This is a genomic window from Streptomyces lanatus, assembly GCF_014655715.1.
Classification (GTDB): domain Bacteria; phylum Actinomycetota; class Actinomycetes; order Streptomycetales; family Streptomycetaceae; genus Streptomyces; species Streptomyces lanatus.
Genome location: NZ_BNBM01000007.1, coordinates 144,221 through 158,901 on the forward strand (window position 1 = coordinate 144,221; position 14,681 = coordinate 158,901).

General features: G+C 70.9%; 11 protein-coding genes and 1 pseudogene. 8 read left to right on the forward strand and 4 right to left on the reverse strand.

Features of this window, described 5'->3' with window-relative positions; translation table 11 throughout:
• Positions 1-10: 10 nt before the first annotated feature.
• Positions 11-823, forward strand: coding sequence for a hypothetical protein (locus IE325_RS20300; protein WP_190071377.1), 813 nt, complete (start codon positions 11-13; stop codon positions 821-823).
• On the opposite strand, the gene IE325_RS20305 is transcribed toward IE325_RS20300, so the two are convergent.
• Positions 792-2,309, reverse strand: coding sequence for a CehA/McbA family metallohydrolase (locus tag IE325_RS20305; protein ID WP_190071378.1), 1,518 nt, complete (start codon positions 2,307-2,309; stop codon positions 792-794). The genes IE325_RS20300 and IE325_RS20305 overlap by 32 nt on opposite strands.
• A 232-nt stretch (positions 2,310-2,541) precedes the next feature.
• Between IE325_RS20305 and IE325_RS20310 the strand changes: the two genes are divergently transcribed.
• The 4 genes from IE325_RS20310 (at position 2,542) to IE325_RS20325 (ending at position 7,940) form a co-directional block, all read left to right on the forward strand.
• Positions 2,542-3,393 (forward strand): LLM class F420-dependent oxidoreductase, encoded by an 852-nt coding sequence (locus IE325_RS20310; protein WP_190071379.1) that lies wholly within the window; start codon positions 2,542-2,544, stop codon positions 3,391-3,393.
• Between the two features lie 38 nt (positions 3,394-3,431).
• Positions 3,432-6,029, forward strand: a complete 2,598-nt coding sequence (locus tag IE325_RS20315) for a bifunctional FO biosynthesis protein CofGH (RefSeq protein ID WP_190071380.1) — start codon at positions 3,432-3,434, stop codon at positions 6,027-6,029.
• 70 nt (positions 6,030-6,099) lie between these two features.
• The gene (locus IE325_RS20320) at positions 6,100-6,660 is read left to right on the forward strand and encodes a hypothetical protein (protein WP_190071381.1); all 561 of its coding nucleotides are present in this window, start codon (positions 6,100-6,102) and stop codon (positions 6,658-6,660) included.
• Between the two features lie 107 nt (positions 6,661-6,767).
• Positions 6,768-7,940 (forward strand): DUF418 domain-containing protein, encoded by a 1,173-nt coding sequence (locus IE325_RS20325; RefSeq protein WP_190071382.1) that lies wholly within the window; start codon positions 6,768-6,770, stop codon positions 7,938-7,940.
• A 7-nt stretch (positions 7,941-7,947) separates the two neighbouring features.
• Here IE325_RS20325 and IE325_RS20330 read toward each other — a convergent pair whose 3' ends face one another.
• On the reverse strand, positions 7,948-8,445 hold the full coding sequence (locus tag IE325_RS20330; RefSeq protein WP_373315189.1) for a DUF2165 domain-containing protein: 498 nt from the start codon (positions 8,443-8,445) through the stop codon (positions 7,948-7,950).
• A gap of 163 nt (positions 8,446-8,608) precedes the next feature.
• Here IE325_RS20330 and IE325_RS20335 point away from each other — a divergent pair, with 163 nt between their 5' ends.
• On the forward strand, positions 8,609-11,920 hold the full coding sequence (locus IE325_RS20335; protein ID WP_190071384.1) for an ATP-binding protein: 3,312 nt from the start codon (positions 8,609-8,611) through the stop codon (positions 11,918-11,920).
• On the opposite strand, the gene IE325_RS20340 is transcribed toward IE325_RS20335, so the two are convergent.
• On the reverse strand, positions 11,908-12,108 hold the full coding sequence (locus tag IE325_RS20340; RefSeq protein WP_190071385.1) for a DUF397 domain-containing protein: 201 nt from the start codon (positions 12,106-12,108) through the stop codon (positions 11,908-11,910). The genes IE325_RS20335 and IE325_RS20340 overlap by 13 nt on opposite strands.
• An 8-nt stretch (positions 12,109-12,116) precedes the next feature.
• Between IE325_RS20340 and IE325_RS20345 the strand changes: the two are divergent.
• Positions 12,117-12,917: pseudogene (locus IE325_RS20345) on the forward strand (class I SAM-dependent methyltransferase); the annotation flags it as partial.
• A gap of 60 nt (positions 12,918-12,977) precedes the next feature.
• Here IE325_RS20345 and IE325_RS20350 read toward each other — a convergent pair.
• Positions 12,978-13,322 (reverse strand): hypothetical protein, encoded by a 345-nt coding sequence (locus IE325_RS20350; protein ID WP_190071386.1) that lies wholly within the window; start codon positions 13,320-13,322, stop codon positions 12,978-12,980.
• Positions 13,323-13,534: 212 nt separating this feature from the next.
• Here IE325_RS20350 and IE325_RS20355 point away from each other — a divergent pair, with 212 nt between their 5' ends.
• Positions 13,535-14,650, forward strand: a complete 1,116-nt coding sequence (locus IE325_RS20355) for an ADP-ribosylglycohydrolase family protein (protein ID WP_190071387.1) — start codon at positions 13,535-13,537, stop codon at positions 14,648-14,650.
• The last annotated feature ends 31 nt before the right edge of the window (positions 14,651-14,681 follow it).

A 14,681-nucleotide genomic window follows, 5' to 3' on the forward strand; every position in this document is an offset into this window, starting at 1 on the left:
GGTTCCCCGCATGAGACACCGTCAGGCCCTTTTGGCCACCGCCGCTTTCCTGCCGGTCGTGCTGCTGACCGGCGCGCCCGCGTACGCCGACGGGTCGCCCGCGCCATCGGCGACGCCGTCGCCGTCGTTCGGCTGGGACGAGTGCGACGGTGACAACGAGGACCGGAGCCTGCGCGCCACCCTCAGCCTGCCCGAGGGCGTCACGGCGGGCAGCGGCTGGCACGGTTTCACCGTCAGGGTCGAGAACCTCACAGACAGCGCCTTCGAGGATCTCGACATCATGATCGACAAGTTCGCCGCCTCCAGCGCCATCTACAACGACCGCATGGACGACGACCCCGAGAACACCAGCCCCTACGTCGACGCCCAGCTCCAGGATCCGAGGACGCGGGCCTGGGAGGACTTCGACTTCGGGCAGGAGTACGGCCGGATCGCGTGGACCGGCATCGCCCCGCACGAGACGCTGACCTACCGGCTCCGCCTGCGCGTCGACAAGTCCATGCCCCTGTGGAGCAAGATCGATCCGAACGATCACACCGGGGTCGGCGTCTTCGTCCTGGTCACCAAGCGCCCGGACGAGAAGGGCGAGTGCACCTGGCTGCACTCCCGGGACAAGTACAAGTACGCCATCCACCCGCCCCGAAAGGTCCCCGAGAAGGGCGAGGACGTCACCATGCCGCTCGCCCTCACGGTCGGCGCGGCCCTCACGGTCGGCGCGGCCGTCGCCGTGGGCGCCGGCGCGGTGTACGCGCTGCGGCGGCGCGGGCGACGGCCGGGCCGGACGGTGAGCCCTACGAACGGCCCAGGAAGATCGGGTTCGTGAACGCCGCCAACGCGCCCGGCAGCGGGCCCAGTGCCGTCTCGTGCCGCAACTCGGCCCGTACATAGGCGGCGTACGACGGAGTGGTCCGCCACTCCACCACCCCCGAGCCGGACACCGGCAGGGGGTCGCTGGTGAGGAGTACGCCCTGGTCCGTCACGAAGCGGATCGTGCAGCGGGGGGCGCCCGAGGCCTCCAGGCGGACCGTGACCGGGGTGTCCCGGTCGACCTCCAGGCGGCCGCCGATGCCCGCCTGCCGGCCCCGGCCGCCGGACGCGGTGAAGGTGAGGGAGACGTTCTTGGACTCGGCGATGTAGGAGCGGCCCGCCCTGATGCCCTCCTGGATGGCCTCGCGGGTGAGGTCGTCGGCGAGGACCACCGTCTGCGGGGAGCCGACCGGGTCGGGGCTGCGGTGGGCGTCGCTGTTGCCCATCGCCGGGATCCAGTCACGGCTGTTGTCGCGGACGGACGCGACCAGTGTGCTGTCCCAGTCGGCGAGGGAGACCTCGTCGTCCGGGGTCCAGGGGCCGTTCCAGACCTCCACCGCGTCCGCCTCGCCGAAGCCGAACTTCCAGTTGCAGCCGACGCAGGTGGCGTGCGGGTGGGCCGGGACGACCAGGCCGCCCGCACGCCGGACCTGGCGGGCGAACTTGCCGAAGCGGTTGTCGCGCGCCCGGTAGCGCCAGTCGATGAACGTCCCCGGCTCCACCCCGAGCGCCACCACATGCCCGTTGCGCGTCGTGATCTCCTCGCCCAGCATCACCAGCAGGTCGTCGCCCGCGACATCGGCCCAGTGCGGGTGCGCCGAGTGCGTGTTGTGCTCGGAGCTGTTGATGAAGTCCAGGCCGGCCTCACGGGCGAGGGCGGCGATCTCGGCCGGGGTGCGGCGGCCGTCGGAGTACCAGGAGTGCAGGTGGCAGTCGCCCCGGTACCAGGCCCGGCCCCTGCCCTTCGCCCGCTGCGGCGGATACGTCGGCCGGACGGCCTCGCCCGGCTCGCCGTAGGTCAGCGTGATCGTCAGCTCGTAGTCCAGGCCCTGCGGAGCCACCGTGTACGGGCCGAGGGCGACGTACCAGGTGCCCTCGCGCACCGGCCCCGGGATGTAGCCGGGGGTGGCCTCGTCGGCCCGGATGAAGAACTCCGTGCGCGCACCGCCCGACCAGCCCCGGAAGCCCTTGCCGCCCAGGTCGGTGCCACGCTCGTCGAACATGCCGATGTCGAGGGCGTTGCCCATGGTGCCCGCCGGGACGGACGGCCGGTCGTAGGTGTAGGAGACCTTGATCTCGCGGACCCCGTCCGGGACTTCCACGGGCACGTAGACGAAGTCGGGCGATCCGGGCGGAAGGGTCCCGCGCACGGTACGGCTCTCGGCGTCCTGCATGTCGTCGGCCCCTCTCGCAAAGGTCACGTTTCCCAACGTAAGCGCGGCCGCGGCGCCCGTCACGAACAAGGCGCGTCTGCCCAGGCCGGCGTGGTTGTCCTCGCACATGCTGCTGCTCCCCAGGTCGTCGTGAGTGACAGGGCGTGGGTGGTGCGGTGCGGTGGTGCCGTGTGGTGGTGCGTGCAACTGTCGTATTCAGCCGTGAACTTCCGGGCAAGGGAAGGGAATCGGCAGCCAATCGCCAGCCGATCGTTCAGCTGACGGGGCCGGTCACCGGAGGGCGCGCTGGGCCGACCGGTCGGTATCGACATCTGTGCCCGCGCGCGATACAGATGCCGTCATGCGCCTCTCCGTCACGATCTTCCTCACCGACGAGACGATCACGCCGACCCGGCTCGCCCGCGAGCTGGAACAGCGCGGATTCGCCGGGCTGTATCTGCCCGAGCACACCCACATCCCCGTCGAGCGGACCACCCCGTACCCGGCCGGCGGCGAGCTGCCGCCCGAGTACGGCCGCACCCTCGACCCCTTCGTCGCCCTCGGCCAGGCCGCCGCCGTCACCGAGCGGCTCGGCCTCGGCACCGGCATCACCCTGGTCGCCCAGCACGACCCGATCGCCCTGGCCAAGCAGATCGCGACCCTGGACCATCTCTCCGGCGGCCGCTTCACCCTCGGCCTCGGCTTCGGCTGGAACGTCGAGGAGGCCGCCGATCACGGCGTGGAATGGCGTACGCGCCGCGAACTCGTCCGCGACCGGATGGCCCTGATGCGGGCCCTCTGGGCCGACGAACCGGTCGCCCACGAGGGGGAGTTCGGGTCGGTACGCGCAAGTTTCGCCTACCCCAAACCCGCACAGAAGCCGCGCGCCCCGAAGGTCAACGGCCCGCGTACGTTCATCGGGGGCGCGGCAGGCCCGAAGCTGTTCGCGCACGTCAGCGAGTACGCGGACGGCTGGATGCCGATCGGGGGGCGGGGCCTGTCCGAAAGTCTCCCCCGGCTGCGAACCGTGTGGACGGACGCGGGACGCGACCCCGCCGCCCTCCAGGTCGTGCCGTACGCCGTGTATCCCAACCCCGGGAAGCTCGCGCACTACGCGGAGTTGGGCATCGAGGAGGTGGTGGTGCAACTGCCACCGGCGGGAGAGGCCGAAGTACTCGGGGCGTTGGACGACTACGCCGCCTTCCTCGACTGACCTCCCGGCCCTGATCAAACCGACCGTATGCTCGAAGGATGACCACTCCCGCGACCCCCGGAACCGGCTCGACGCCTGGCCCGACCGAGAACTCCATGCGTCGCGCCCTCAAACGCGCCCGTGACGGCGTCGCCCTCGACGTCTCCGAGGCCGCCGTCCTGCTCCAGGCCCGCGGCGAGGCACTCGACGACCTCGCCGCGTCCGCCGCCCGGGTGCGCGACGCCGGCCTCGAAGCCGCGGGCCGGCCCGGCGTCATCACGTACTCGAAGAGCGTCTTCATCCCCCTCACCCGGCTGTGCCGGGACAAGTGCCACTACTGCACCTTCGTCACCGTCCCCGGCAAGCTGCGCCGCGCCGGGCACGGGATGTTCATGTCCCCGGACGAGGTCCTCGACATCGCCCGCAAGGGCGCGGCCCTCGGCTGCAAGGAAGCCCTCATCACCCTCGGCGACAAGCCGGAGGACCGCTGGCCCGAGGCGCGGGAGTGGCTCGACGCGCACGGCTACGACGACACCATCGCCTACGTCCGCGCCATCTCCATCCGCATCCTGGAGGAGACGGGCCTGCTGCCCCACCTCAACCCGGGCGTCATGACCTGGACCGACTTCCAGCGCCTCAAGCCCGTCGCCCCGTCGATGGGCATGATGCTGGAGACGACCGCGACCCGCCTGTGGTCCGAGCCCGGCGGCCCGCACCACGGCTCCCCCGACAAGGAACCCGCCGTCCGCCTGCGCGTCCTGGAGGACGCGGGCCGCTCCTCCGCCCCCTTCACGTCCGGGATCCTGATCGGGATCGGCGAGACGTACGAGGAGAGGGCGGAGTCCCTCTTCGCGCTCCGGAAGATCTCCCGCGCCTACCACGGCATCCAGGAACTGATCATCCAGAACTTCCGCGCCAAGCCGGACACCGCGATGCGCGGCATGCCGGACGCCGAACTGGACGAACTGGTCGCGGCCGTCGCGGTCGCCCGCCTCATCATGGGCCCGGCCGGCAACATCCAGGCCCCGCCCAACCTCGTCGAGGGCGAGTACGCCCGCCTGATCGCGGCCGGCATCGACGACTGGGGCGGCGTCTCCCCGCTCACCATCGACCACGTCAATCCTGAACGCCCCTGGCCGCAGATCGAGGAACTCAAAGAGCACTCGGCGGCAGCCGGCTTCGAACTGCGCGAACGCCTCTGCACCTACCCGGAGTTCATCCAGCGCGGCGAACCCTGGCTCGACCCCCGCCTGCTCCCGCACGTCCGCGCCCTCGCCGACCCGGAGACCGGCCTCGCCCGCCCCGACGCGGTGGTCGAGGGCCACCCCTGGCAGGAGCCCGAGGAGGCCTTCGTCGCCTCCGGCCGCACCGACCTCCACACCACCATCGACACCGAGGGCCGTACGTCCGACCGCCGCGACGACTTCGACGAGGTGTACGGCGACTGGGGCGCCCTGCGCGAGGCGGCCGCCCCCGGGATGGAGCCGGAGCGCATCGACACCGACGTCCGCGAGGCGCTGCGGACCGCGGCCGACGACCCGACGAAGCTGACCGACGCCGAGGCCCTCGCCCTGCTGCACGCGGACGGACCGGCGCTGGACGCACTGACTCGGATCGCGGACGACGTCCGCAAGTCAGCCGTCGGCGACGACGTGACGTACATCGTCACCCGCAACATCAACTTCACCAACGTCTGCTACACCGGCTGCCGCTTCTGCGCCTTCGCGCAGCGCCGCACCGACGCCGACGCCTACACCCTCTCCCTGGACCAGGTCGCCGACCGCGCCCAGCAGGCCTGGGACGTGGGCGCGGTCGAGGTCTGCATGCAGGGCGGCATCCACCCGGACCTGCCGGGGACGGCGTACTTCGACATCGCGAAGGCGGTGAAGGAGCGGGTCCCGGGCATGCACGTCCACGCCTTCTCACCCATGGAGGTCGTGAACGGCGCGACCCGAACCGGACTCTCGATCCGCGAATGGCTGACGGCCGCGAAGGAAGCGGGCCTGGACTCCATCCCCGGTACCGCCGCCGAGATCCTGGACGACGAGGTCCGCTGGGTCCTGACCAAGGGCAAGCTGCCCACGGCGACGTGGATCGAAGTGATCACGACGGCGCACGAACTCGGCATCCGCTCCTCGTCCACGATGATGTACGGCCATGTCGACCAGCCCCGCCACTGGCTAGGCCACCTGCGCACCCTGGCCGGGATCCAGCAACAGACCGGCGGCTTCACGGAGTTCGTGACGCTCCCCTTCATCCACACGAACGCGCCGGTGTACCTGGCGGGCATCGCCAGGCCGGGCCCATCCGTACGGGACAACCGCGCGGTCACGGCCATGGCCCGCCTCCTCCTCCACCCGCACATCCCCAACATCCAGACCAGCTGGGTCAAACTGGGCACGGAGGGCGCGGCCGAGATGCTCCGCTCCGGCGCCAACGACCTGGGCGGCACGCTCATGGAGGAGACGATCTCCCGCATGGCGGGTTCGTCGTACGGCTCCTACAAGTCGGTACGCGACCTCGTGGCGGTGGCCGAGACGGCCGGCCGCCCGGCCAGGCCCCGCACGACGCTGTACGGAGAGGTCCCGGAGGAACGCGTGCGCGCGGCGACCGCGTCCGACGGGCATCTGCCGGAGCTGCTGCCGGTGCTGGACTGAGGAAGATCTCGACACCGGGGGTCGGTACGATGATCCGACCCTCGGTATCGAGGGCTGGAGTCCTGAGGAGATGCGTGCCGTGCCTGCTCCCAAGGTCTGGGTGACCGGTCTGACGGTGGGAGCGATAGCCGCCGTCGGCGCCCTTGCCGTGCAGGCCGAGAAGGGGCCGCACCCGACGGCCGCCAAGGCCCGCCCGGGCGCGTCGGCGTCGCCGGGCAAGAGCCCCGCCCCGACGAAGACCACGGCACCGGCGGCCGTACCGAAGAGCTCCGGCACCGGGCGCAGGGTCGTCTACTCCCTCGGGCAGAAGCGCGTCTGGCTGGTCGACGCGAGCGAGGAGTCCCGCCGTACGTTCGCCGTCTGGGCGGGCACGGTGAGCCCGGACCCCGGCACCTACACGGTGTCCTCGCGCAACACGGCCACCACCGGCTCCGACGGTGTGCAGATCGAGAACATCATCTACTTCGCCGCGAAGTCGGGCATCTCCATCGCCTTCTCCAACGCCGTCGACGGCTCCTCGCCCCCGCCCGCCGAGGGAAAGCAGACCGGCGGGATCCGGATGCGCGCGGCGGACGGGGCGGCGCTGTGGACGTTCGGGGAGACGGGCACGTCAGTGGTCGTGGTGAAGTAGGACTCGGAAGTAGGACTCGTACGAGCGGGCCGCTGCATCTTTCGATGTAGACCGGATTCGACTTCGCTCATGACGATTACGTCCGATACGGCCGTGACGATGAAGGCATGACGCACACGGACGCGCGAGTGACCCGGACACCGCAGGCCGCCGACGGTGTTCCCACCGGACGACGGCTTCCCCTCCTCGACGTACTGCGCGGAGCGGCCATCCTCGGCACGCTCATGACGAACGTATGGATCTTCACGGGGCCGGGTGCGGAGTGGGGAGCTCTGGAGGCCGGGACGGACATGGGGGTCGTGGCCGGCGTTTTCAGTGTGCTGGCCAACGGCAAGTTCCTCTCCCTGCTGACGATCCTGTTCGGCGTCGGACTCGCCATCCAGTACGCCTCGGCGGAGCGGCGCGGCCAGCCGTGGCCCGGGCGCTACCGGTGGCGGGCGCTGTTCCTGTTCGCCGAGGGCACGGTGCACTTCGTACTGGTCTTCGCCTGGGACGTACTGATGGGATACGCCGTCACCGCACTCCTCGTCGCCTGGCTGCTGACCCGCTCGGAACGGGCGCAGCGACGGGTGATGTGGTGGGCGGCGGGCATCCATCTGACGCTGATGGCCCTGCTGACGGCGGCCCTGGCGGCTGCTGACAGCGACGGCGGCGGCGGAGGGGTCTCCCAGTCGGTCGTCGACCTGTACGCCCACGGCAGCTACCTGGACCAGATCACCTTCCGCCTGCAGAACGCGATAGCGCTCCGCATGGAACCCGTGCTGACCTTCTTCCTGCTGCTCTTCCTCTTCCTCCTGGGCGTACGGCTGTTCCGGGCGGGCGCCTTCGGCGCGGACGAGACGGGACGCCGACTGCGTTCCCGCCTGCTGGCGTGGGGCCTGGGCCTCGGCCTCCCGCTCAACATCGCGGCGACCCTCGCGGGCCAGGACCTCTTCCTCCTGGCCCGCTACGGCACCGCCCCGCTGCTGGCCGTCGGCTATATCGGCCTGATCGGCGCGGTGGTGGACCGGGTGCGGCGGCCGGGCCCGCTGATGACGGGCCTGACGTCGGTCGGCCGTACGGCACTCTCCGGCTATGTCCTGCAGAACGCCCTGTGCGTACTCGTCTCGTACGGCATCGGCCTGGGCCTGGCGGAGCGGCTGGACGACGCGAGGCCGTGGTGGGTGGTCAGCCTGTGGGCGGTGGTCTGCGCGGTGCTGATGGTCGGCTCCACGCTCTGGCTGCGGCGCTTCTCCGCAGGGCCCCTGGAGTCGATCCAGAAATGGGCCCTGCGGCACTGAGGCATCGTCAGCTGTCGCTCGGGGCCAGGTGGTTGACGATCAGCACGACGCCGCTGAACAGGAACGCCCTGGTCGCGGCGTCGAGCCCGTTCCAGTCGCCCGACTGCCACATGGCGAACCACTCACCGCCGATGGCGATGAACCCGGCGCCGAAGAGCAGCATCAGCATCAGCAGGCCGTACGTGGAGAAACGGCGGGCACGGGCGAGGTCGCGGCGGAACCACAGCCACGTGCCGTATATGAGCACGAGCGCGGCGACGGTCTCCCAGACGATGATCGCGACGTACGCCGCGTCCTGAAGTCCCTTGCTGGTGACGGCTCTCCACATCAGGTCCTCGTCCTTGAACGTGGTGTCCATCGCCAGGACATGCCGGACGAACTGCTGGTTCGTCCCGAAGTCGGTGATGTTCCCGAAGGCGACGAGGACGATGTAGAGGGCGACGGTTCCGGTGAGGAGGGTGGCGGCGAGATGGAGGGTGCGGGGGGTGGTGGTCATGCGGATCATCTTCCTACGCCGCCGGGCCGGGCGGGCCCTGTGCGCTCGAACTCGAACTCGGGCTGATGGTCGGTCTGAGGGTAGGTCTGAGAGCGCGCGGGTGTCCGCCGTCTCTCGCGCTGCTCAAACCTCTGCCAGACTTCCGGTAGACCGGGCTACGGGGGTGGGGTGGATGAGGCCGATGCGTCCGTCGATGCAGGAACTCATCGGGCGGCGCAGGCGGGCCGGGTTTGTGGGGCGGAGCGATGAGCGGGCCGCGTTCCGGGAGAACTTCGACGTTCCGCCGGAGGACGAGCGGCATCGGTTCCTGTTCCATGTGCACGGCAACGCCGGGGTCGGAAAGACCTTCCTCGTACGGGAGTTGGAGCAGCTCGCCCGAGGGAAGGGGGCGTTGACGGCGTACGTCGACGAGAGCGTCGGCAGCGTGCCGGAGGCGATGGCTGCGATCAGCCGTCAATTCGCTGCCCAGGGACACAAGTTCAAGGAACTGGATCGACTACTGGCCGCGCACCGGGAACGGCGGCACGAGGCCGAGTCTGCCGCCGTCGCCACGCTCGCACCGGAGCCTGAGGGGCCGTCCGCGGGCAGCATGGCGGTGGCGCGTGCCGGGCTGGTCGGGCTGGGGATGGTGCCGGGGGTGGGCGCCTTCGCCGGTGCCCTCGACCCAGGCCAACTCGCACAGGGCGCCGACCGGTTGCGGTCAGGGCTCAGTGCGCGCTTCCGTAGCCAGGAGGACCTGCAGTTGGTCCTGTCCCCGGAGCGCGTGCTCACTCCGGTGCTGTTGAGTGAAATGTCCGACGCGGCGTCCGCGGCACCCTGGATCGTGCTGTTCTTCGATACGTACGAGCGAACCGGGCCGTTCCTCGACGGGTGGCTGCACGAGGTGATGACGACGGACCGCCATGGCGCTCTTCCTGCCACCGTCGTCGTGGTGACCGCCGGCCAGCATGCGTTCGACACCGCCCGCTGGGGCGCCTTCGCCGACTTCATGACGGACGTGGCGCTCGGGCCCTTCACCGAAGCCGAAGCGCGCGGGTTGCTGGCGGACAGGGGCGTCGTGGCCGAACGTGTCGTGGAGGAGGTGCTGCGTCTGACAGGTGGACTGCCCCTGCTGGTTTCGACGCTGGCTGAGCAACGTCCCACCGAGCCGGACGACATAAGTGACCCCAGTGCCACCGCCGTCGAACGCTTTCTGAAGTGGGAGCAGGACCCGGTGCGCCAAGCGGTGGCACTCGGGTGCGCGCTGCCGCGACGTCTGGACATGGACGTTTTCCGGACGGTCGTGGAATGCCCGGACGAGGAGGCCGCCGCGTTGTTCGGCTGGCTGCACGGGCTGCCGTTCGTGGATGATCGCGGGGACCGGGCGCAGTACCACGACCTGGTACGTGAGCCGATGCTTCGGTTGCAGCGGCATCGCTCGCCGCGCAACTGGACCGAGCGACACGAGCGGCTCGCAGGCGTCTTCGCCCGCTGGTGCGAGGAAGCGGCGGGCGATCTGCGCCCCGACGAGCTGTGGGAGCACGAGCCGTGGCGCGCCCTGCGGTTGGAGGCGACCTACCACCTGCTGTGCGCCCGGCCGCCGGCGGCTCTCGCCGGAGCCCTGCGGGACGTGATCGCGGCCTGCCGTGAGGACCAGGTGGTCGGCCGCCGCTGGGCGCTGATGCTGGAGGACGCGGGCGGTGCCACGGGCGACTCCGCACTGCGTGACCTGGGCCGACGTCTGCACGAGGCGCTGACGGACGCAGCGGACGGGAGGACCAGGGCAATGGATCTGCTCCTGTCCCACCCCGGGCTGGATGGCCGGGGACGGGCGATGGCGCACGCTCTGCGGGGCAGGGAGTTGCGGCACGCTCGGGAGTACGGGCGATCTCTGGCCGAGTACGACCGGGCGATCGAACTCGATCCGGGGCTGGTCCTGGCCCACTTCGGCCGTGGAGTCTGCCTCCAGTGGATGGGCGACTTCCCGGCGGCGCTCGCCGCACTCGACCGGGCGGACGAACTGGCCCCCGATACCGCGTGGATCATCGCCGAACGTGCGGAGGCCCATCGGCTCGCGGCACGTTTCGAGGAGGCCCTCGCCGACTGCGACCGGGCCCTCGCCCTCGATCCGACCGACGAATCCTGCCTGGCCGAGCGGGCCGTGTGCCTGCATGGTCTCGGGCGGCTCGACGAGGCGCTCGCCGACTTCAACCGTGCGCTGAGCATGGATCCGGAGTACGTCTGGGCGCTGGTGCGCAGGGCTCGCCTGCACCGCGCCAGGGAGGAGCCGGACAAGGAGTTCGCCGATCTCGACCGGGCGGTCTCTCTCGCGCCCGACGCGTCCTGGGTCGCCTCGGAACGCGGGGACGCCTACCGGCTCGCCGAGCGGTACGAGGAAGCCGTCGCGGAACTGGGCCGAGCGGTCTCCCTCCAGCCCGACCACCTCTCGGCCCTGGCGAGCCGCGGACAGGCTCTGTACGAGCTGGACCGGAACGAGGAGGCGCTGGCCGACCTCGACCGAGCCGTCGAACTGGACCCCGACTACGCGTGGGCGTTGGCGATGCGCTCCCGGGTGAGGCGGCGCCTGGACGACCCGGACGGCATGTTCGAGGATCTGCGCCGGGCCGTCGCGGCGGAACCGGACATCGACTGGATCAGCGCCGAACTGGGCACGGCGTACCGGGTCACGGGCAGCTACGACGAGGCGGCCGCCGTCTTCCGTCGCATCCTGGAACGAAGTCCAGACTTCGATATCGCCCTGGCGGGTCTCGGAGCGATCCATCGAGTCCAGAAGGCCTACGAGGAGGCTCTGAGGTATCTGGACCGCGCCGTGGCGGCCGACTCGGAGTATGCGTGGGCCTACGGCCAGCGGGCGCGCGTCTGCCTGGCGATCGGGCGCATCGAGCCGGCGCTGGCCGATCTGGACCGCTGCGTCGCCCTGGACCCGGAGATGGACTGGGAGCGCGGGGCCGCGGTCGAACTGCTGGTGTGGTGCGGCCGTTGGGAAGAGGCGACAGCTCGGGTGGCCGACGCGGACCGGGGGGCGGAGCCCGACGAGGACCTGGACGAGGCGCGCATCGAGATCCACCGGCATGCCGGGCAGTGGGCCGAGGCCCGCCGGATCGCCGAGCGGTTGCGCGAGAGGGATCCGGACGCCGGTACCTTCCACCTGGCCATGACCGTCGACCGGTCAGACGGGCCCCGGGCAGCCGAACCCCTCTGGCGCGAGCTGGCCCGGTCGGTGGAGGAAGCCGACGACATGGCCGAGCCGATGCGCGCCCAGGCACACTGCTTCCTCGGCTGCGCCCTGTTCGACTGGGCCGAGGCCGACCGGGGCCTGGCAGAACTCCTGGCCCTGGATCCCGCATGGGACGACCTCGCCCTCCTCGCAGACATGCTCACCGAACTCCTCGCGAGCCCCGACGCGGACCGGCCGGGCCTCGCCGGGTGCCTGGCAGCGGTCACCGAGGCTCGGGATGCGATTCAGGCCCGTTATGCGGAGTGACGTGTGTGTGCGAGGAAGTCGGTCCAGGTGGCGGTGGTGAAGATGAGGCGGCCGCCTTCCCTGTCCTTGGAGTCGCGGACGTGGACGGTGGGGTGGGTGGGGGCGGCGGGGGATATGGCGACCTCGATGCAGTCACCGTCCTCGTTGCCGCTGTAGCTGCTCTTGAACCACTCCAGGGTGGGGGTCATGTCTCTTCTCCCATGAGGCCGCCGTCACCGACCGGGAGCGACTCGCGGGGAGCGCCTACCGCAGCGGACGGGACCTGGCCGCACGTCAATCGCTCTACCGGTGGCAGACGCCCCGTTACGACCTGCCCGGCATCGTCACCGAGCAGCTGAGCGGTGTGCGTGGGCGCGTGGTCGATGTCGGCTGCGGTAATGGCAAGTTCGTCCAGCGGCTGCGCGAGGACCGGCCCGACCTGGCGCTGCTCGGCCTGGACATCGCACCCGGCATCCTCGCCGGCGTCCCCGGTCCGGTCGCCGTGGCGGACGCCACGCGCCTGCCGCTGGCCACGGGGAGCACCGGCGCCGCCCTGGCGCTGCACATGCTGTACCACGTCCCGGACATCGCGGGGGCCGTCAGGGAGCTGTCACGCGTGGTGGCCCGTGACGGTCTGCTGATCGTCTCCACCAACAGCGGTCGGGACAAGGCCGAACTCGACGACCTGTGGCAGCGGGCCGCGGGCGACGTCCTCGGCACCGGACGAGGACCGGCCCGCATCTCGCTCAGCGCCCGTTTCACCCTGGAGAAGGCCGCGCCCCTCCTGGGAGAGGAGTTCGGCCGAGTGGAGACGATCGGACTCCCCGGCACCGTCACGGTCCGCGACCCCGAGCCGGTCATCGCGCACATGGCCTCCTACCGGGCGTGGGCGGACCAGCACGATGTCCCCTTCGACGCCACGATCGAGCGGGCTCGCACGATCCTCGCCGACCACATCGCCCAGCACGGGGCCTTCGAGGTCACCTGCCGGGGCGGCATCCTGGTCTGCCGCCGCTGAGGTCGCGCAAGTCCGGGACGCGGTGGGTCGTGACTCCTGCCAACCGCAAGACCTACCGCCTCAGGAGATCTGGCGCCCCATCTTGGCCGACTTCCTGTTGCGGCCCTTGGTGTCCCACCACTCCTCCAGCAGGGCGTGGACGATGTGAACCAGCTGCCGCAACCGGTCCGGGTGGGGGGCGGGCGAGGTGAGGACGTCCACAAAGGACTTGTCGTCCCATGGAAGGGTGACCACCCAGGTCTCGTCCGGGTGGTCCGGTCGTTGCACAGTGAGGCCGAACGTCAACGTCGCCGTGCGGTCCGCATGGTGCTCGACGGTCAGTCGGGTGATGTTGAACCCGACTCGGTCAACGGTGGTGTACGAGCGCCCCAGAGCTTGCTCCGCCGGCGTCCTTTCCCCGTGCATCTTCCGGACCCTTCCCTTGTCCCGTGCTCCCACCCTAGGCACCAGCAGCGGCCTGAGGCGGCGGCCGGGTTTTCGTCGCCTCGCGGCTGAAAACGGTCAACTGGGTTCACTTCGGTCACATCCCGCATACCGATCCGCCCCCTGAACCGACCGTCCCCGTTCGATTACAGTGACGAATCGTCGTACGGAGCGGTCACTGCGGGGAGGTCTAGGTGGGTGCGACAGCCGGCGCCGTCTGGGGCCGTACCGAGCAGCAGGACTTCCGTAGCCGGGTGCGTGGGACGTTGCTCGGGGTGGCGGTGGGGGATGCCCTGGGGGCGCCCGTCGACGGGCTGGGGCTGGAGGAGATCCAGGAGCAGTACGGGGCCGAGGGCGTCGTCGACCTGGGGTTCGGGTACGGGCGGCGGGGTGCCGTCAGTCATCTCACGCAGCTCACTCTCTTCTCCGTGGACGGGTTGATAAGGGCCCAGGTGAGGCGGGATACGGGGGCGTGGCATCCGCCCACCGATCTGCATCGGGCCTATCTGCGGTGGGCCGCCACTCAGCGGGACTGGGGGCCCGACGAGCGCCGTAAGGATGATGGGTGGCTGGCTCGGGAGGAGTGGCTCTACGCCCGGCGGGAGCCGACGCGTGCGCTGCTCATCGGGCTCGGGGACGAGGTCATGGGCACGCTTGAGTCGCCCAAGAATTCGGCCGAGCTGGGGCCCGAGGCCGTCGCCCGGTCCGCGCCCTTCGGGCTGCTGGTGGGATGGGAGCCGCAGCTGGTCGTCCAGCTCGCCGTGGAGTGCGCGACGCAGACCCACGGGCATCCCATCGCCTATCTCTCGGCCGGCGCCTACGCCGTGATCGTGCATGGGCTCGCCTGCGGGGAGAGTCTCGACGGCGCCGTACAGCGGGCCCTCGCGCTGCTCGCCGTACGGCCGGGGCACGAGCCCGTGTCGGATGCGCTGCAGCATGCGCTGGGCGCCGTACGGCAGGGCATGCCCACCCCGGCGCGGGTCGAGGAACTCGCCGCCGACGGCTCGGCCGACGGGCTGCTCGGCGCCGCCGTGTACTGCGCCCTCGTCGGCGAGGACATCCGGCACGGGCTCTGCCTCGCCGTCAACCACGACGGGCCCTCCGCCGCCGCTGCCGCCCTCACCGGCGGGCTGCTCGGCGCCCTGCACGGCGAGACGGCCCTGCCCCCGGCCTGGCTGGCCGAACTGGAGGGCCGCCCCACGATCCTCGAACTCGCCGACGACTTCGCCATGGAGATGACCCAAGGGCCGGCACTTCATGGGCCCGCGGGGTCGTCGCCGGGGTGGCTGGCCCGCTATCCGCGGGCTTGAGCACCACTCCTGCCCTCGCGTGATGGACGTC

Coding starts and splice junctions, on each gene's coding strand:
- IE325_RS20300 (WP_190071377.1), top strand. CDS start 11: ATGAGACACCGTCAGGCCCTTTTGGCCACCGCCGCTTTCCTGCCGGTC.
- IE325_RS20305 (WP_190071378.1), bottom strand. CDS start 2,309: ATGTGCGAGGACAACCACGCCGGCCTGGGCAGACGCGCCTTGTTCGTG.
- IE325_RS20310 (WP_190071379.1), top strand. CDS start 2,542: ATGCGCCTCTCCGTCACGATCTTCCTCACCGACGAGACGATCACGCCG.
- IE325_RS20315 (WP_190071380.1), top strand. CDS start 3,432: ATGACCACTCCCGCGACCCCCGGAACCGGCTCGACGCCTGGCCCGACC.
- IE325_RS20320 (WP_190071381.1), top strand. CDS start 6,100: ATGCGTGCCGTGCCTGCTCCCAAGGTCTGGGTGACCGGTCTGACGGTG.
- IE325_RS20325 (WP_190071382.1), top strand. CDS start 6,768: ATGACGCACACGGACGCGCGAGTGACCCGGACACCGCAGGCCGCCGAC.
- IE325_RS20330 (WP_373315189.1), bottom strand. CDS start 8,445: ATGATCCGCATGACCACCACCCCCCGCACCCTCCATCTCGCCGCCACC.
- IE325_RS20335 (WP_190071384.1), top strand. CDS start 8,609: ATGAGGCCGATGCGTCCGTCGATGCAGGAACTCATCGGGCGGCGCAGG.
- IE325_RS20340 (WP_190071385.1), bottom strand. CDS start 12,108: ATGACCCCCACCCTGGAGTGGTTCAAGAGCAGCTACAGCGGCAACGAG.
- IE325_RS20350 (WP_190071386.1), bottom strand. CDS start 13,322: ATGCACGGGGAAAGGACGCCGGCGGAGCAAGCTCTGGGGCGCTCGTAC.